The 19248-nt window shown below is 36.4% G+C and carries 13 protein-coding genes and 1 pseudogene; 13 read left to right on the top strand and 1 reads right to left on the bottom strand.

The window, feature by feature from the left end; genetic code table 11:
* The first annotated feature begins 209 nt into the window (after positions 1-209).
* The 13 genes and pseudogenes from FFM55_RS05880 to FFM55_RS05820 all read left to right on the top strand — a co-directional run bounded on the left by FFM55_RS05880 (position 210) and on the right by FFM55_RS05820 (position 19049).
* Complete coding sequence (locus FFM55_RS05880; protein WP_137600679.1) at positions 210-2588, top strand: Xaa-Pro dipeptidyl-peptidase; 2379 nt, start codon at positions 210-212, stop codon at positions 2586-2588.
* A 13-nt stretch (positions 2589-2601) separates the two neighbouring features.
* Positions 2602-3420, top strand: a complete 819-nt coding sequence (locus tag FFM55_RS05875; RefSeq protein ID WP_137600678.1) for a Cof-type HAD-IIB family hydrolase — start codon at positions 2602-2604, stop codon at positions 3418-3420.
* Between the two features lie 265 nt (positions 3421-3685).
* Positions 3686-3997, top strand: coding sequence for an Asp-tRNA(Asn)/Glu-tRNA(Gln) amidotransferase subunit GatC (gatC, locus tag FFM55_RS05870; RefSeq protein WP_042492849.1), 312 nt, complete (start codon positions 3686-3688; stop codon positions 3995-3997).
* Positions 3997-5454, top strand: a complete 1458-nt coding sequence (gene gatA, locus FFM55_RS05865; protein ID WP_137600677.1) for an Asp-tRNA(Asn)/Glu-tRNA(Gln) amidotransferase subunit GatA — start codon at positions 3997-3999, stop codon at positions 5452-5454. Before gatC ends, gatA begins: the two co-directional genes overlap by 1 nt.
* Complete coding sequence (gene gatB, locus FFM55_RS05860; RefSeq protein WP_137600676.1) at positions 5454-6899, top strand: Asp-tRNA(Asn)/Glu-tRNA(Gln) amidotransferase subunit GatB; 1446 nt, start codon at positions 5454-5456, stop codon at positions 6897-6899. The genes gatA and gatB overlap by 1 nt, the downstream gene beginning before the upstream one ends.
* A 100-nt stretch (positions 6900-6999) precedes the next feature.
* Positions 7000-7947: a diacylglycerol kinase gene (locus FFM55_RS05855; protein ID WP_137600675.1), complete on the top strand. Its 948-nt coding sequence runs from the start codon at positions 7000-7002 to the stop codon at positions 7945-7947.
* Positions 7948-8231: 284 nt separating this feature from the next.
* Positions 8232-8684 carry a hypothetical protein gene (locus tag FFM55_RS05850; protein ID WP_137600674.1) on the top strand — a complete coding sequence of 151 codons (453 nt, stop codon included), beginning with the start codon at positions 8232-8234 and terminating at the stop codon, positions 8682-8684.
* A gap of 15 nt (positions 8685-8699) precedes the next feature.
* Positions 8700-9089 (top strand): hypothetical protein, encoded by a 390-nt coding sequence (locus FFM55_RS05845; protein ID WP_137600673.1) that lies wholly within the window; start codon positions 8700-8702, stop codon positions 9087-9089.
* A gap of 180 nt (positions 9090-9269) precedes the next feature.
* A pseudogene (locus FFM55_RS05840) lies at positions 9270-10557 on the top strand (glycosyltransferase family 2 protein).
* A 20-nt stretch (positions 10558-10577) separates the two neighbouring features.
* Positions 10578-11705, top strand: a complete 1128-nt coding sequence (locus FFM55_RS05835) for a glycosyl hydrolase family 8 (RefSeq protein ID WP_137600672.1) — start codon at positions 10578-10580, stop codon at positions 11703-11705.
* Entirely contained in the window at positions 11701-12816 is a 1116-nt protein-coding gene (gene wecB / locus FFM55_RS05830; RefSeq protein ID WP_137600671.1) for a non-hydrolyzing UDP-N-acetylglucosamine 2-epimerase, read from the top strand. The genes FFM55_RS05835 and wecB overlap by 5 nt, the downstream gene beginning before the upstream one ends.
* A gap of 294 nt (positions 12817-13110) precedes the next feature.
* Positions 13111-15795, top strand: a complete 2685-nt coding sequence (locus tag FFM55_RS05825; RefSeq protein ID WP_170999663.1) for a KxYKxGKxW signal peptide domain-containing protein — start codon at positions 13111-13113, stop codon at positions 15793-15795.
* 146 nt (positions 15796-15941) lie between these two features.
* Entirely contained in the window at positions 15942-19049 is a 3108-nt protein-coding gene (locus FFM55_RS05820; RefSeq protein ID WP_137600669.1) for a DUF1542 domain-containing protein, read from the top strand.
* Between the two features lie 15 nt (positions 19050-19064).
* Here FFM55_RS05820 and FFM55_RS05815 read toward each other — a convergent pair.
* On the bottom strand, positions 19065-19248 hold a 184-nt coding region (locus tag FFM55_RS05815), incomplete at its 5' end, for an integrase core domain-containing protein (protein ID WP_170999657.1).

Genomic DNA, 19248 nt, shown 5'->3' with positions numbered 1-19248 from the left:
TTACATTAAGAATTTATTTTTTGAAATAAGTTTAAGGTGTGTCAATCTACTATATTAAAGGGTAGATTGACACACCTTTTTTTATATGGGCCATATTTTTTGATTGAATTATTTGGGGTATCGTTTAAACGATATTGTTTGAGGTTGAGCTGGTTCTCATTCTGTTTTAATGTTTGTTATAATATAAACATTGAAATGGAGATGATCACATGAAGATAAATCAATTTGGGATTATTGAGACAACTTTTGAACAAAAAATAACAGAGTTAACGGCGATTGGTTTTTATGATGCACCAATTAAATTAGCTGCTCAACAGGGACCAATAACATTATTTGCAGCATTAATGAAGCAAGCAGCGACAATAACGGCTGTAACAACTGAATTTTCTGATTATATGGTTAATGAAAATCAAAACTTAGCTGATTTTTTGACCACTTGTACAACATTGACAATGCAAGAATTTGATAGTGTTGCACTACAGTTATTACAATTTACAGAAAATGTTGACTACACATTAGCAGAACCAATGAAAGGCGTTCAGGCACTGGGATTGCCGTTGGCTAATATACCGGGAGTTTGGTCAACTAATGATTTGTTATCAGCATGGTATGACTTATTAACGACCCATACTAAAAATGGGCTTCAGTTTATTGATTTTTTGGCGAGTCATGGCTACTTTAAAACCACTAACGAATCACTATTTTTTAATGGTAAAGCAATGGTGACTTTTGATACAAAGTCATTAAAAAAGGAAGTTGTTTACGTTGAAACTGATTTAGATACGGATGATGATGGTATAAAAGATTTGGTCCGTGTTGATATTATTCGACCAACAACGAACCAGTTAGTGCCTGTATTGTTTACAGCATCTCCATATTATCAAGGAACAAATGATGCTATTAGTGATCAAAAAATGCATAAGGTTAATGTACCACTAGAAAGAAAGCGACCAAACCATGTTACGTATGACGAAATTGCCTATCAAGCAGCACCAACTAACGTGTTGACAAGTCATGAAAAAAATGGCGAAACATCGGTAGCCACCAAAACATTTTATCCAACGGCACATGTTGATTTAAATAACTATTTCTTATCGCGTGGTTTTGCAGTTGTGTACTCGTCTGGGGTGGGGACGCGTGATTCGGATGGTATGCAAGATACTGGTTCACCAGAACAAGTAGCTAGTATGCAGGCGGTTGTTGAATGGTTGGCAGGTAATCGGCGTGCATTTACTGACAAAACAAGCGGTATAACAATTAAAGCGGTATGGTCGAATGGTAAAGTTGCTATGACTGGTAAATCCTATTTGGGGACGTTAGCAACAGCGGTAGCGACAACAGGCGTTGCTGGTCTAGAAACAGTTATTTCTGAAGCAGCAATTTCTGACTGGTATCAATATTATCGTGACAATGGTTTAACGATTGCACCAGGTGGTTTTCCTGGTGAGGATATGGATGTTTTGGCAGAATTAGTATATTCAAGAATGCAGGATGCAGGTGACTGGCATCGGACTAAAGCGCAATGGCATCAAAAACAAGTGCAAACTGCTCAAGAGATGGATCGAGTAGGTGGTAATTATAATGCCTATTGGGATGCACGTAATTATTTAAAAAATGTTCCCAACGTCAAGGCTGATGTAATTATGGTACAGGGATTAAATGATTGGAACGTGAAGCCACGTCAGGTCTTTCGTTTATACCAAAAATTACAAGAGTTGAATATTGTCAAAAAGTTATATTTACATCAAGGTCAGCATATTTATATTAATAACAATCGGTCATTAGATTTTAGTGATCAAATGAATTTATGGCTAAGCTATAAATTATATGATGTTAATAATCAGGCCCAAACACAATTACCAGATATAACATGGCAAAATAATCAACAGCCAGATACGTGGCAGACAAAGGCTAGTTGGGGGCAAACAACACCAACAGCTATTTCATTAGCTAATGTGCAAACACCAGTTAGTTATACAGATCAGCAAACGAAGCAAGCTTATGCTACTTACAGTAAAGACTATCAAACTTGGCGCTCGTTAATGATGAATCGTGAAAAGCATGATTTGGACCATGCACGCATTATGTTTTTACAACCTAAACAGGCGCAAGATTTGTTAATTGATGGTGAGGTATCTTTGCAATTGCGCATGAAATCATCTGCAAATGTTGGCTTGGTCAGTGCAATGTTAGTTGATTATGGGATAGAACGACGCTTAACGAATAAACCTGTGCCCCAAGGGGAACAAATTGATCGTGGCAAGAATTGGCAACCAACGTCATTAGTTGAATTTGAATTAGCACAAGCAACGCCATTTAAAATGATAACGATTGGTCATATAAATATGCAAAATCGTGAAAACTCATGGCGGGTCAATGATTTAAGACCACAGGAATATGTTGATTTAACCTTAACTTTGCAACCAACGTTATATCAGTTAACAGCAGGCCATCAATTAGGTGTTGTTATTTACGGGACTGATTTTGAAATGACAGTGCGTGGCAATCAAAATATTACTTATACAATTGATACAAAGCACAGTCAGTTATTAGTGCCAATTGTGACATTAGCAGATGCAAAAGATTAATAGGAAAAGATAAATGGGACGAAAATTAATTGGGATTGATTTAGATAGTACAACATTAAATGACGCTGGACAGGTATCATTAATGACGCAACAAATGATTAAAAAGGCGCAGCAGGCGGGCCATGTGGTTGCCATTATAACGGGGCGGCCTGTGCGTTTGTCAATGGATATTTATCATCAGTTGGGGCTTATATCACCAATGGTTAATTTTAATGGGGCACTTGGTGAAATTCCTAATACGCCTTGGGAGCATGCTTATTCTTATAAAGTAGATCGTGAAATTGCGTTTGATTTGATTGAAAACGCAACTGATTTGGCGATTAAATCGATTGTTGCTGAAAATCGTTCTGAAGTTTGGACAAACAGCGTAATTGCGCCCAAAAATTCAGCTGAGGCCTTTTTCTTTCCACAAAATGAAGCAACAACACAGATGTTGAATCGATTAAATTTAAAAAAGAATATTAATTCAATTTTGATTGAGGCCCAAAATGAAACGCATCAAAACGTGATCCAAGAATATGTGACAAATCGATATGGTGCTGATCGGGTAATGGTTAAGACATGGGGTGCGAGTTCACCAGTCCTAGAAATTGCCCCTGCTGGGGTGGCTAAAGATACTGGGTTACAGATTTTACAACGGGCTTTTAACATTGATAAGGCTGATGTATATGCTTTTGGAGATGAGATGAATGATTATGAAATGATCGACTATGCCACGCACGGTGTTGTCATGAAAAATGGTAATTCACAGTTAAAAGCGATTGCCAATGATGTGACTGAATATACTAATGATGAAGATGGATTGGCTAAGTATTTAGCTAAAATTATTTAAGTATCTAAAAAATGGACTATTAATAGCGCTTTGAACATGTGGTTTTTTATATTTAAAATACTACTTTCAAGCTAAAAAAACGTGTAAAATAAGTATATTATATTGATTAAAACGTTTATTAAGAATGCGTGCTTCATTTACTAGGGTGAGAATTAAACGGTAAGTGACACGTTATCTATGATAATCTAGCAAATTTGCCAGATGACATATACTAAATGTAAAATCTTTTGTAAAATAGCTATAGCAAAGCATGAAAGGAATTAACATGGCAAACGAGCAAATTACGCGTGAAGAAGTTGAACATGTAGCTAACTTAGCAAAGTTAGCTTTAACGGATACAGCAGCTGATATGTTTACAGATCATCTAGGTAAAATTTTTGATGTGGTTACAACGTTAGCTGAGGTAGATACAGAAAATGTTAAGCCAACGTATTCAGTTACGGAAATGCATACAGTCTTACGAGATGATGTGGCTAATAATGCCCACCAATCGCAAGAATTGTTGCATAATGCACCAGAACACCAAGACACCTTAATTAAGGTGCCTGCAATTCTTGATGGGGGAGCTAAAGATTAATGGATTTTTTGCATACAGATATTCAAAAGTTGCATGAAAAGCTTGTCAACAAAGAGATAACAGCTGTTGATTTGGTAAAAGAAACTTTAGCAAACATCGAACAGACTGATGCCACTTATGATGCATTTCTAACAACAATGACAGATAAGGCTTTGGCCGAAGCAGCTGCAATTGATGAAGCAGGTATTGATCCGGATAATATTTTATCTGGAATTCCATATGGTATTAAAGATAATTTAATTACTAAGGATGTTACCACAACTGCTGCATCAAAGATTTTGCAAGACTTCAAGCCTATTTATGATGCCACTGTTGTATCGCGTTTACGCCAACAAGGTGCAATCGGGGTTGGTAAGTTGAATATGGATGAATTTGCCATGGGCTCAACAACTGAAACGTCATATTATAAGCAGACTAAGAATGCTTGGGATCAAACAAAGGTACCTGGTGGTTCTTCTGGTGGTTCTGCTGTCGCAGTTGCTGCTGGGCAAGTACCATTTGCGTTGGGAACTGATACGGGTGGTTCAATCCGTCAACCAGCTGCTTTTAATGGTATTGTGGGTATGAAGCCAACTTATGGCCGTGTTTCACGTTTTGGTGTAATTGCCTTTGCATCTTCACTTGACCAAGTGGGCGTATTTACGCGTAATGTTAAAGACAATGCTAGCGTCTTGCGTACGATCTCGGGTACTGACGTTAATGATCAAACGTCATCAGACCAACCCGTACCTGATTTTACAGCACATTTAGATGGTGATATTAAAGGCTTGAAAATTGCCGTACCAACGGAATATTTTGCTGATGGGATTGATGATCAAATCAAAGCAACCGTTCGTGCAGGTATTGAAAAGTTACGTGAATTAGGTGCAACGGTTGATGAAGTTTCATTACCACACACAAAGTATGGGGTTGCTGCTTATTACATCATCGCTTCTGCTGAGGCATCTTCAAACTTGCAACGTTTCGATGGTATTCGTTATGGATTCCGTCCAGAAAATGTTAAGAATTTAGAAGATTTGTACGTTCAAACACGTACACAAGGCTTTGGAGATGAGGTTAAGCGTCGTATCATGCTTGGAACATACTCATTATCAGCCGGTTCATATGATGCTTTCTTTAAAAAGGCTGCGCAAGTACGTACGTTGATGAATGATGACTTCCAAAAGGTATTTGCCGATTATGATTTGATTGTTGCACCAACAACACCAAATGTCGCCTATGACTTTGGTGCTAACCAAGATGATCCTGAAGTCACATATATGAATGACGTTTTGACAATTCCAGTTAACATGGCTGGGTTACCAGGTATGTCAGTACCGGCCGGCTTTGTTGATGGTTTACCTGTTGGTATGCAATTGATTGCTAATCGTTATCAAGAAGAAACCATTTATCGCGCAGCGTATGCGTATGAGCAAGCAACGCGTTTGTTTGAAAAAGTACCAGGAGGTAAGGATTAATGGCAGTTCCAAATTTTGAAACGACAATTGGTTTAGAAGTCCACGTTGAGTTAAAAACAAATTCTAAGGCAATGTCACCTTCTCCAGTACAATATGGTGCACAACCCAACGCCAATACAAACGTTATTGATTGGGGTTATCCAGGGGTTTTGCCACAAGCAAATAAAGGTGCTTTGGAATTCGGTATGATGGCTTCTTTGGCTTTGAATGCCGATATTACTCGTGATTTGCATTGGGATCGTAAGAATTATTTCTATCCAGATAATCCTAAGGCATATCAAATTACACAACAACAAGAACCTATTGGCCGTAATGGTTGGTTGGAGATTGAATTTGAAGGTCAAAAGAAGCGCGTAGGGATTACTGAATTACACGTCGAAGAAGATGCGGGTAAGAATACCCACGGAACAGATGGTTATTCTTATGTTGATTTGAATCGTCAAGGAACGCCTTTAATTGAAATTGTTGGTGCTCCTGATATTTCATCACCTGATGAAGCATATGCTTACCTAGAAGCATTACGTCAAGCTATCCAGTTTACGGGTATTTCTGATGTTAAGATGCAAGAAGGTTCAATGCGTGTTGATGCAAACATTTCAATTCGTCCCGTTGGGGCTAAAGAATACGGTACAAAGGTTGAGTTGAAAAACTTGAATTCATTTAACTATGTACGTAAAGCTTTGGCATTTGAAGAGAACCGCCATGCTAAGATTTATATGTCAGGGGGTACAATTCAACAACAGACTCGTCGTTTTGATGAAGCAACTGGTGAAACTGTTTTGATGCGTGTTAAAGAAACGGCAGATGATTACCGTTACTTCCCAGAGCCTGATTTGACACCAGTGCATATCAGCGATGAGTGGGTTGAAGAAGTGCAAGCTAAGTTGCCAGAAACAGCTAGTGTTCGTAAAGCACGTTATGTTGATGAACTTGGCTTAGAGGTCTATGATTCAGAAGTATTGACGCAAACATTGGCAATGTCAAATTTCTTTGATGCAACAGTTGCACAAGGTGCTGATCCAAAACGTGCGGCTAATTATTTGATGGGTGATGTTAATGCCTTTTTGAATGAGCAACAAGCTGATTTGGAAGAAACCCCATTAACACCAGCTCACTTAGCCGATATGATTAAGCTAATTGATGATGGTACGATTTCAACTAAGATGGCCAAGAAGGTTTTCAAAGCTATCACTAAGGGTGAAGACCCAATTGAGTTTGTTGAAAAGAATGGCTTGAAACAATTATCTGATCCGGCAATTTTGACACCGCTGATTGATGACATTTTGGATAATAATGAACAATCAATTATTGATTTCCATAATGGAAAAGATCGTGCGGTTGGATTCTTAGTGGGTCAAATTATGAAACAAACTAAAGGTAGTGCTAATCCAGCAGTTGTCAATAAGTTACTGATGGCTGGATTACAAGCACGTAAGCCAGAATAAACTAAAAATAATGTTGTACATCGTTTGATGATGTTGACACTAAGAAATCAGACAGTTTGTCTGATTTCATACATATACTAACAATAGGAGTAATAATGTAATGAAACGAGCTCGAATTATCTATAATCCAACGTCTGGTCGTGAGGCGATTCGTCGAGATTTAGTTGATATTTTAGATGTTTATGAACAAGCTGGCTATGAAACGAGTGCGTTTGCAACAACCCCTGAAGAAAATTCAGCAATGAATGAGGCAACTCGTGCAGCGAAGGCAGGGTTTGATCTAATTATTGCTGCAGGTGGTGACGGTACAATAAACGAAGTCGTTAATGGTATTGCACCGTTGGAACACCGACCAATGATGGCTATCATTCCAGCTGGGACAACTAATGATTATGCGCGTGCATTGCGCATACCACGTGAAGATCCGTTAGCTGCAGCTCGTGTAATTTTAAAGGGGCGGGCTGCTAAAATGGATATTGGTCAGTCAAATGATTCGTATTTTATTAATATTGCTGCAGGTGGTTCTTTATCAGAATTAACGTATTCGGTTCCTTCTAAGTTAAAGTCAATGTATGGTTACTTGGCTTATGTTGTAAAAGGGGCTGAAATGTTGACTAGTATTAAACCCATGGATTTGCATATTAAATACGACGATGGTGAGTTTAAAGGTAAGTCAGCCATGTTTTTCTTGGCATTAACTAATTCAGTTGGTGGCTTTGAACAAATCGTGCCCGATGTTAAGTTAGATGATGGTAAGTTTACCTTGTTGATTGTTAAGACAACTAAGTTTGCAGAAATTTTGAATCTGATTACTGAAGTCTTAAAAGGAAAGCATATTAATAATCCTAATTTAATTTATGCAAAGTCTGAACGTGTTGAAGTATCGTCATTAAAGAACGACAAAATTATGATTAATCTTGATGGTGAATATGGTGGGGATGCACCAGTTACGTTTATTAATCATAAACAGCATATTAAAATTGTCGCTAATATTGATGATGCTGCCAGTGATATGCTGATTGATGCACCCGTTGAATTGAATGATTAAAAAGATAAACAATATTATAAGTTACTAGGTTTTAAGAATCTAGTAACTTTTTTTGTGTTGTTAATTTAGTGATTATTGATGATAAAGTTTATTGTTTCTTTTATTTTATAAAAAGATGAGATAAATTAATTTAATTTGATTGTTTTCTTTTATTAAAACTTGCTAAAATATTAGGAATTTATTTTCCCTGGAGAAATTTTAATTAGCAGGTTAACTAAAATCATCATTTATATTTAAACATCTAGCAATAGATGCTTATTATTTTAAGAATGGAGAACGTTATTTTGGCGCAACGACATACAATAAGATTAGCTTTGCTAAGTTTATTTATTACAACTTCAGCATTTATTATTTTTATATATGCTGTTAATTCATATGATCCAAATATTATTATGCCAATAATTGTTTTATTTATTATGGGATTGTTTATTGGTAGTTTATTATCAAGTATTCTGTCCACATGGGTCATTATTTTACTAACAACAATAGGTAGTAGCTTTTTGGTATTTGGACAAATGTTGCTACCATTGCCATCAAAATTATTATTAATTTTAGTTTTACCGTTGGTAGCGGGTATTACGATTTTTAATAGAAGTTTATTAGGAACATTTAGTTCCAAAAATGTTAATCGAGACCAGATAGAACGGTATATTCAACATTATAATCAAGCTACAAAATTGCAGGGTGCCTATAATGCTGAAAAGATGTATCAAAAGATTGTTAATTTTATTCAGTAAGATGAAAATTTATGGGTGCACGTAACAGCTATTAATTGGGTACATAGTCAACAATTCCGTCAATTTCATGAGACAGAATACCAACAAACACTCAGTCAAATTGCGAAGGTACTAAAAAATAAGCGGTTACCATCTGAATCATTATATTACTTGGAGAAGGGAACATTTTTAATCGTATCCTATGAAACAACAGATGATTCATTTGTAAGGCGTAACCAAATCACTAAGAACTACTTAAATGAGGTAAATACTTCACAAATAACACCGCAATTTCAATGGGGTCATCTTAAGGTTGATGCTGTTAATGTGGTTGAATTTTTGACGTTTGATAAGGCTATGAAACATGTTGAACGCATGATGGAGACAGATTTAGTTGTTGAGTATTTAAAAGAGGTTGAACAATAATGCTTAATATCTTTTTACATTTGTTATTAATCATAACGTTTATTTTTTTTGTGCTATTGTTAGTGATTTTTGTTTTTCAATGGATTATTTATTTTCGTGTTGAGAAAACAATGTTAAAACAAATTGCTCATAAGCAAGAAAGAAATAGTAGGTAAGTAAGAAATGTTTTTTCAAAGTGTAATGATCATAACGCTAATTTCAATTTGGTTATCACTCGCCATGTCCTTAACACTTTAGGTGGAGCAACCCATTTTTGGCTAAAAAATAGTACTAAAATCGCACAGATAACACCACTGCCTGTATATCCAAAAGTAACAATTGTGATACCAGCTCACAATGAAGAAATTGTTATTGCACAAACTCTAGAAGCTATTTTAAAACTTAATTATCCAACAGATAAAGTTGAAATTTTGTTATATGCCGATAATTGTAATGATCAGACAGCCACAGAGATGCATAAAGTTTTAAATAAACCAGAATATATGCATCATAATGCACAAGTCATTGAACGAACAGGAGAAGGAGGCAAAGCGGGTGTTTTAAATGATGCGCTTAAAGTTGCTCAGGGAGAATACATTGGTGTTTATGATGCTGACGCAATGCCAGAGAAAAATGCCCTTTATTTTTTGGTGAAAAAAACGATTGAAAATCCAGAAGAATATATGGCTGCTTTTGGTCGTAATAAAACACGTAATGCAAAACAAAATTTTTTAACAAAGTGTATTAATCAAGAAATTGTTGTCACACATCGCATTCAACATTGTGCTGTCTGGCATATGTTTAAGATTGGCGAATTCCAGGAACTAATTTTATTATTAACCGTGAATTTGCCAAATCTATTGGGGGTTGGCGCAATGGTGCATTGACTGAAGATACCGACATTTCCTTCAAAATTATGCAAAGTGGTAAATTAATTGCTTTAGCTTACAATTCTGAAGCATTTCAACAAGAACCTGAAACCCTGCATGACTATTATTTCCAACGTTTACGTTGGGCTAAAGGAAACTATCAGGTTGTCATTCATAACTTTAAAAATTTATTTAATCGTAGTAACTGGCGTGTTAAATTGAAAACTTTTTATATTACTTGTACTTTCCTGTTATTTAACACTGCAATCATTTTATCAGATCTTATCTTCATAACGAATGTTGGCTTTATGGTTGCTAATCTGTTTAATCCATCAATTATGATGCCGTTTAGTTTTGGTAGTAACAATGTTTTGATTATGCAAGTTTTATTAATTAACTGGATTTTGATGATTGTTTTGTATATGTTGCAAAATTCATTAGCTATGTCGACACAATTTGGTCAGGCGACAACCGGACAAATATGGTTGTCGTTAGCATCATATTTCACATATGCACAGTTGTTCATCGTTGTTTCTGTCCATGCTGTTATTTCGGTATGTTTAGATGCAATATTTCGTAGAAACGGTAATATTTGGGTCAAAACAAAACGATTTGATTAAGCGATAGAAAGGAGTAGCGAATGAAGCGTGTTAAATTAATGTGGATTTTGATTGGTTGTCTGATAATCATTTATATTGCTGTTTTTATGATTTTACATAAAATAAATTCACAACAGGTTGAAAGGCGAATCTATAATCGTTGGGAAAAAAGTTATGTCATTAAGAAAAATAAGCATGAAACATTTGTTAATACGAGTAATAAGCCTGATAAGCCAGTTGCATTATCAGAAGGACAGGGTTATGGACTTTACATCACAGTAAAAGCAGGCGCTAAAGGTTGGGCTAAAGAAAGTGATTTCAAAAGTTTATTGAATTATTATTTGCATCATCGTGAAAGTATTGGTCAAAATACGACCTATTTGATGAAATGGCGACAAAGTAAAAAAGACGGTAGGTGGGTTAGTCAACGTAGTAGTGCAACTGATGGTGATTTATATATTGCTGAAAGTTTAATATTAGCCCAAAAAGTTTGGCCTAAGCATCAAACTTATTACCAAAAATTAGCACGTAATGTAGCTAATGACATTTTAACTTATGAATATAATGAAAAGATGCGTGTGCTAACTGTAGGAAGTTGGGCAACGAAAAATTCTGATTACTATAATTTAATGCGTACGTCAGATGTTGCGCCTGCTTTTTTTGAAACTTTTTATCAAGAATCGCATGATAAGCGGTGGATAACGGTTAAAAGCGGGATGTTGGATCGTATGGTTGATTTAAGTAATCAACACAAAACGGGCTTAGTACCGGATTTTGCCTGGATAAAGGTAAAGGATGCCTACCCTGTAAAGCCACAGACTATTTCTTCACTGAATGATGGGGATTATTCAGCAAATGCAAGTCGGGTACCAATGATGTTAGCGGATAGCAATGATTTACGGGCTCAAAAAGTTCGCCATAAATTATTAGATTTTTTTGATAAACAAGAAAAAATTACGGCAGGTTATGCATTAAATGGGCATCCATTGAATAATTATCAATCGAATAGTTTTCGAGCACCTATATTTTACGCTGTTAATAAAGAACGTAATTTAAATTATAATCAACTGTTTACGAGTCAACAAAAGATTTTTGCACAACCACTTGTCACAAATAATTATTATGATGCTACTTTGACAACGATGGCTGTGCTGGAAGGAATAAATTAGCATGTTAAAAATAATGTCGATTTTTGGTACACGTCCTGAGGCAATTAAGATGGCTCCGGTTATTAAAGAAATTGAGGCTAGAGAAGATATTCAATCAATGGTTGTCGTGACTGGTCAACACCGTGAAATGCTACAACAAGTATTACAGCTATTTAAAATCACGCCTGATTATGATTTAAATATTATGGAGAAAAATCAATCGCTGTCTAAGATAACTAGTAAAGTTATTTTGGGATTAGATAGTATTTTAGAACAAGAAAACCCTAATTTGATTTTAGTGCATGGTGACACAACAACAACCATGGCAGCGAGTATGAGCGCTTTTTATCATCAAGTACCAATTGGACACGTTGAGGCAGGTTTAAGAACTTGGAATAAATATTCACCGTATCCAGAAGAAATGAACAGAATGATAACTGATGATTTAGCTGACCTTTATTTTGCACCAACACAACTTAGTGAAAATAATTTGTTAAAAGAAGGGCATACGGCAACACAAATTTTCGTGACAGGTAATACTGTTATTGATGTTTTGCGATATACAGTACATACTGATTATCGCCATGGTGTTTTAGATGAAATACCGGTTGATCATAAGATTATTTTATTAACGATGCATCGACGTGAAAATCAAGGACAACCGATGCGAGATGTTTTTACTGCAATTAAAGAAGTAGCTATCGAAAATTCTAATATCGATGTTATCTATCCAGTCCATTTAAGTCCTAATGTGCAAAAGATTGCACATGAAATTTTTGCAAATATTGACAATATCCATTTAATTGCCCCTTTAGAGGTTACTGATTTTCATAATTTAGCTGCACGTAGTTACTTTATTATGACTGACTCAGGCGGTGTACAGGAAGAAGCACCATCGTTAAATAAACCTGTTTTAGTTTTAAGAGATACAACGGAGCGTCCAGAAGGGGTCGATGCAGGTACTTTAGAACTAGTTGGGACAGATACATTTAAAGTAAAACAAGCAATGCTTACGCTTTTGCATGATGCTGATAAATATAAAAGAGTTGCAAATGCTCAGAATCCTTACGGTGATGGTCATACAGCAGAACGAATTGTGAATATTTGCCAAGAGTATTTTGCTAAAAAGTAAGTGTAAAAAACAATTAGCTATAAATCATATTTTTAAATGAATAAGATAAATAAACGACCACTGGATTTTTTATGAAATTTAGTGGTCGTTTTTAATTAGCATATTAAAATATTGAACTTGAATGATAAAAGTCTGTTATGAAAAAATATAAAAATGTATATTAATTTTTATGGTTATTAATATATAAAAATAGATACTTTTTGATAGTAATAGACTGTTTTTGATAATGATGAATGCCTAATGAATAACCTACAATACATTGTAAACGCAAAAAAATTAGGAGGTTACATTATCATGGGTATTAATAATTCGAAAGAACATTACAAGATGTATAAGGACGGTAAGCGGTGGGTTTTTGCCAGCATATCTATAATGACCGTGATGTTAACGGGGGCAGTTCATGCTGATAGTGTACATGCGGATACAACTAATGATGCTAGTTCTGAAATTAGTAATGATGATAATGCAACAAATGAGTTATCACAACCACAAGTGGTTTTAGATAATAAACCAGTAACAAAAGAAGAAAATTTACCTGCTTCTGAGGATAAGCAAATAACAACAGAAAATATTTCTGCTAGTAATAAAGTAGAACAAGATGAACAAATAAATGATGGTTCATCAAATATTAGTTCAACTTCTTCAAATAATGAAGTGACTACAGTCAAGACTGAATCAAATTTAAACGATGCTGACTCGCAAACATCAGCAGCAACAAGCAATGCCACGAGTGTCAATAGTAGTAGTGCAGTAAGTGCAGATAGTGAAGTAACAGCAACAAGCAGTGCTGCGAGTGCAAATAGTGAAGTAACAGCAACAAGCAGTGCTACGAATGTTAATAGTAGTAGTGCCGCAAGTGCAGATAGTGAAGTAACAGCAACAAGCAATGCTACGAATGTTAATAGTAGTAGTGCAGCAAGTGCAGATAGTGAAGTAACAGCAACAAGTAGTGCCACGAGCGTTAATAGTAGTAGTGCCGTAAGTGCAGATAGTGAAGTAACAGCAACAAGCGATGCTACAGGTGTTAATAGTGAGGCAGTAACGGCAAATAGTAGTGCGGTAGTAAGCGGAAGTAGTTCAGCAGCTGTTACGGATGCCGAAATAAAAAAAGCTAATACAGTACCACGTACTAAAGCTGCATCGCAGGTTATTTCTAGTGTTCATGTTTCCAGTTGGAATGATTTTACGAGTGCCTTAAAAAATAAAGATATTAATGAAATAATTATAGATAATAATATTGTTGCATCAGGTAGTGGTTCGCAATCCGTTGCAGTCAGAGATAATAATACTTTATTAATTCGCTCAAATGATGGTGGTCGTTACGCTATTGATTTTAGAGGCGCATATCCAAAAGGTCAACTTAACCTAACCTATGAAAATATTGATCTTTATGGAACGGTTTATTATGGTGTTATTAATACAGATGTTTTTTTGTCTTCTAAGCAATCAAATATTACGTTTAGGAATACAAGTTATACAGGAGCACAATTAGTTTATGCTAGTGATAATACAACTGTTACTTTCCAGGGTAAAAATACGATTAAGGCCGTTAGTTCTTATGTTAGTCCAGTCGATGGTTCGATTGTAAGTGTTAGTAATTCACAACAAGTCTTAGAATTCACTGGTAAGAATGATTATATTATTTTTGATGAAGGGTCGATTTTCGAAGGATCAACCTTCAAAGACAATGTTATTCGTATGACAGGAAATAATAGTGGTATTACGGTTAAAAAAGGGGCTATCGTTACTTTAACCCCACACGATAATGGTACCGGAAAGAATGGTTCCGCTGAATGGGGTAATAAGGCTAATGGAATCTATATGTCAGGTAGTGGTGTTCTAACTGTGGAAAACGGTGGTACTTTGAACATCAACGCGGGTGAAGATTCATCTCAAGGGGTTGCTGCAATTAGTATTACAGACAAAAATACAATTATGAATATTAACGATGGTGGTACCGTTAATATCAATGTTACAGGAAACATTAGCAGTTATGGCGGTAGTGGACAATCATCAAATACAGCTGTTTACATTAATGGTCAGTTAAACACTGGTTATGGCGCATCTTTTAATGTTAATGGCCATGATATGGGATCATTTTCTGGTACATTAGTTCAAATTTCTGGAAATGCTAAATTATTGGGTAGTACTTTTAAAATTGTACTGGATGATGCAACTAGTGGTACTGGATCAATTGTTTTATTAGATACAGGTGGAAATGTTTCAATTGAAAGTCCAAAAGATTTCTTATTGCACTTAGGGACTAATTCACAAGCACAGTGGATTAAAGACGGTAGTTTTAGTTTGTCAAAAGCGCGATTGAAAACAAATGGCGCAACTACAGGGCCTTTTAAGACAATTAGTTTTACTGTTAGTGGTGGTAATGTTCTGGTTACTGACGCGGATAGTAAAAAAATCATTGGTTTAACACAGGCTGATGAAAATAAATTAATTTCATTATTAAATCAAATAGGTAGTGATGCAAGTGTTGCATCACTAGAATTTGTTCAGGCTAATGGCGAAGTAAATATCGTTGATGATAATGTTACTGTTACTAAAGAAAATGGTAAATATTTAGAAGTGAGTGGTTATACGGATACGCCGGGTGCGTATATTCATGCCACAATTAATGGCAATGAATTTGCTGGTCAAAAATTAGATAGTCCATACTGGAGAGAAAACGGGATAGATACCACAGTTGTTTATGCTGCACAAGCATCAATGACAAAAGATCCAAATGGTAAAGGTTATAAATTCATATTTGAAATTATTCCCAATGATGTTATTAATACATTAGCACCTGGTACAAATATTGATTTATATGCGACATACAATTTTTTGGATAGTGATGTCGTATCAGCTGACTTAGGTATTTTAACTGCTCAACAATATAGAGATAAAGTTAATGCAGCAGCAACAGATGCTACATCTCATATTAATGGATTAACTCATTTAACAAATCAGCAAAAGAGAGCTTAATTGGTCAAGTTAACACTAGTGTTGCTAGTGTTATTGATAAATTTGTAGATAATGTTTCTCAAAATTCAGCAAATTCAGATGCTTACGATTCATTTATTAATGACTTAAACACAATAACTGGTTTGGCAGATGGCCAGGATTATGCCATGGATTTATTACAAACGGCAACGGAAAATGTGATTAATGATATTAATAATATAGATGGTTTAACAAGTACACAAATTAGTGATTATGAATCACAAATAAATAAGGTGCATGATGATGCAATTTTGGAAATTGGGCAAACATTAAGTCCTGAAGATGCTTTGACCGCTGAACAGAATGGCGAGATTAGTTTTACTAATATTAAAAATACAGCCCAGGTACAAGCAGCTAAGAATGATGCTGTGAATGCAATTGATACCGCTGCAACAAACGCAATCGCTGCGATTGAGAACAACACGAGTCTGACAGCTGGACAAAAGGATGCGTACAAAGAGCAAATCACTAATGCAGCAACAGATGCGAAGAATGACATCAATCAAGCAACGAACGTTGCCGATGTTACGACAGCTGAGGATGCAGGTACAGCCAATATTAGTGCCGTGAGTGATGCCGCTGACTTACAAGCAGCCAAAAATGATGGTATCGCGAAGTTAGATGAAGCTAAGAACACAACGATTGTCCAAATCACAGAATCAGGTTTGAGTGCAGATCGACAAAATGCATTGATTAACGCCGTCAATGAAGCGTATGATACAGCCGTTGATAAGGTGACGGCAGACACAACGATTGTCCAAGTTAACCAAGATACGACGGATGGTGTTAATGCCATTAATGTAGCAGCGGAAGCTGCCAAGAACGACATTAATAATAATGCAAGTCTGACAGCGGATGAAAAGCATGATTTAGTGGCTGCTGTTGATGCAGCAGCGAATACAGCAAAGGATCAAATTACACAAGCAACAAGTCCAGACGAAGCAACTGAAGCAACACAAACTGGTGAAGCTAATATTGCAGTCGTGAGTGATGCGGCTAAATTGCAAGCGGCTAAGAATGATGCTGTGGCTGCAATTGATACCGCAGCAACAAATGCAATCGCTGCGATTGAGAACAACACGAGTCTGACAGCTGGACAAAAGGATGCGTACAAAGAGCAAATCACTAATGCAGCAACAGATGCGAAGAATGACATCAATCAAGCAACGAACGTTGCGGATGTTACGACGGCTGAAGATGCAGGTACAGCAAACATTAGTGCTGTAAGTGATGCGGCTAAATTGCAAGCAGCTAAGAATGATGCTGCGAATGCAATTGATACCGCAGCAACAAACGCAATCGCTGCGATTGAGAACAACACGAGTCTGACAGCTGGACAAAAGGATGCGTACAAAGAGCAAATCACTAATGCAGCAACAGATGCGAAGAATGACATCAATCAAGCAACGAACGTTGCCGATGTTACAACAGCTGAGGATGCAGGTACAGCCAATATTAGTGCTGTGAGTGATGCCGCTGACTTACAAGCTGCCAAAAATGATGGTATCACGAAGTTAGATGAAGCTAAGAACACAACGATTGCCCAAATTACAGAATCAGGCTTGAGTGCAGATCGACAAAATGCATTGATTAACGCCGTCAATGAAGCGTATGATACAGCCGTTGATAAGGTGATGGCAGATACAACGATTGTCCAAGTTAACCAAGATACGACGGATGGTGTTAATGCCATTAATGGTATTGCAGGCACAGTCACTGAAGAAAGTGAAACCTTACAAGCGGCACAAGAGACAGCGCAAAATGCCATTAATGCAGCAGCGGAAGCTGCCAAGAACGACATTAATAATAATGCAAGTCTAACAGTGGATGAAAAGCATGATTTAGTGGCTGCCGTTGATGAAGCAGCAAATACAGCAAAGGATCAAATTGCACAAGCAACAAGTCCAGACGAAGCAACTGAAGCAACACAAACTGGTGAAGCCAATATTGCAGTCGTGAGTGATGCGGCTAAGTTACAAGCCGCTAAGAATGAGGGTATCGCAAAGTTAGATGAAGCTAAGAACACAACGATTGCTCAAATTACAGAATCAGGTTTGAGTGCAGATCGACAAAATGCATTGATTAACGCCGTCAATGAAGCGTATGATACAGCCGTTGATAAGGTGACGGCAGACACAACGATTGTCCAAGTTAACCAAGATACGACGGATGGCGTTAATGCCATTAATGGTATTGCAGGCACAGTCACTGAAGAAAGTGAAGCCTTACAAGCGGCACAAGAGACAGCGCAAAATGCCATTAATGCAGCAGCGGAAGCTGCCAAGAACGACATTAATAATAATGCAAGTCTAACAGCGGATGAAAAGCATGATTTAGTGGCTGCCGTTGATGAAGCAGCAAATACAGCAAAGGATCAAATTGCACAAGCAACAAGTCCAGACGAAGCAACTGAAGCAACACAAACTGGTGAAGCCAATATTGCAGTCGTGAGTGATGCCGCTGAGTTACAAGCCGCTAAGAATGAGGGTATCGCAAAGTTAGATGAAGCTAAGAACACAACGATTGCTCAAATTACAGAATCAGGTTTGAGTGCAGATCGACAAAATGCATTGATTAATGCCGTCAACGAAGCGTATGATACAGCCGTTGATAAGGTGACGGCAGACACAACGATTGTCCAAGTTAACCAAGATACGACGGATGGCGTTAATGCCATTAATAGTATTGCAGGCACAGTTACTGAAGAGAGTGAAGCCTTACAAACAGCACAAAATGTTGCTAAGGATAAAATTAATCAAATAGCTCAAGCGGCCATTAAAGAGATTAATCAAAACTCAAACTTAACGTCCAAAGAAAAGCAACGATTTATTGATGGAATACTGCAAGTAGTTACTGATTTTAATAGTCACATCACTAATACAACATCTTCTCAAGAAGTTGCTCTCGCTGAAAAAGATAGTGAAATAGCTATTAATAACATTAGTGGTGCTGCTAAATTGCAAGCTGCTAAGAATGTTTCTATTAACAAGTTGGATAAAGCTAAAGCGACAGTGATTGATAAAGTTTATCATTCAGGATTAAGTATTAATCGACAAAATGAGTTAATCAATAAGATCAAACAGGTCTACAACGATGCCGTTGGAAAGGTAAAGAACGATAAAACTATTAATTCAGTTGAACATGATACTATAGTTGGCTTGAATGCAATTAACAGTATTTTAAGTGAAATATCAAAAGAAATGGCATCACTACATGATGTGCTCCTATGTCAATAAATGGCACATATTTTTCTAAACACTCGTTCTAATTCTGTCGGAATTAAACCAACTGATGTAATTTGAGGTTCGGATTACCAAGTCCTCAAAATTGGAAAAAGTTGTTTGAAAGGCAAACTCTCTCTTCAACAATGAGTGAAAAGCTTCAATTGGCCCATTATCATAAGGATAACCTTGTTTTGAGTATGAGTGGCTAATC

Origin of the sequence: Weissella sagaensis (assembly GCF_005405285.1) — a bacterium.
GTDB classification, from domain to species: domain Bacteria; phylum Bacillota; class Bacilli; order Lactobacillales; family Lactobacillaceae; genus Weissella; species Weissella sagaensis.
Note: the sequence above shows the minus strand (reverse complement) of the source record. Positions and strands in the feature narration are given on the sequence as shown.

Coding starts and splice junctions, on each gene's coding strand:
- FFM55_RS05880 (WP_137600679.1), top strand. CDS start 210: ATGAAGATAAATCAATTTGGGATTATTGAGACAACTTTTGAACAAAAA.
- FFM55_RS05875 (WP_137600678.1), top strand. CDS start 2,602: ATGGGACGAAAATTAATTGGGATTGATTTAGATAGTACAACATTAAAT.
- gatC (WP_042492849.1), top strand. CDS start 3,686: ATGGCAAACGAGCAAATTACGCGTGAAGAAGTTGAACATGTAGCTAAC.
- gatA (WP_137600677.1), top strand. CDS start 3,997: ATGGATTTTTTGCATACAGATATTCAAAAGTTGCATGAAAAGCTTGTC.
- gatB (WP_137600676.1), top strand. CDS start 5,454: ATGGCAGTTCCAAATTTTGAAACGACAATTGGTTTAGAAGTCCACGTT.
- FFM55_RS05855 (WP_137600675.1), top strand. CDS start 7,000: ATGAAACGAGCTCGAATTATCTATAATCCAACGTCTGGTCGTGAGGCG.
- FFM55_RS05835 (WP_137600672.1), top strand. CDS start 10,578: ATGAAGCGTGTTAAATTAATGTGGATTTTGATTGGTTGTCTGATAATC.
- FFM55_RS05825 (WP_170999663.1), top strand. CDS start 13,111: ATGGGTATTAATAATTCGAAAGAACATTACAAGATGTATAAGGACGGT.
- FFM55_RS05820 (WP_137600669.1), top strand. CDS start 15,942: ATGGATTTATTACAAACGGCAACGGAAAATGTGATTAATGATATTAAT.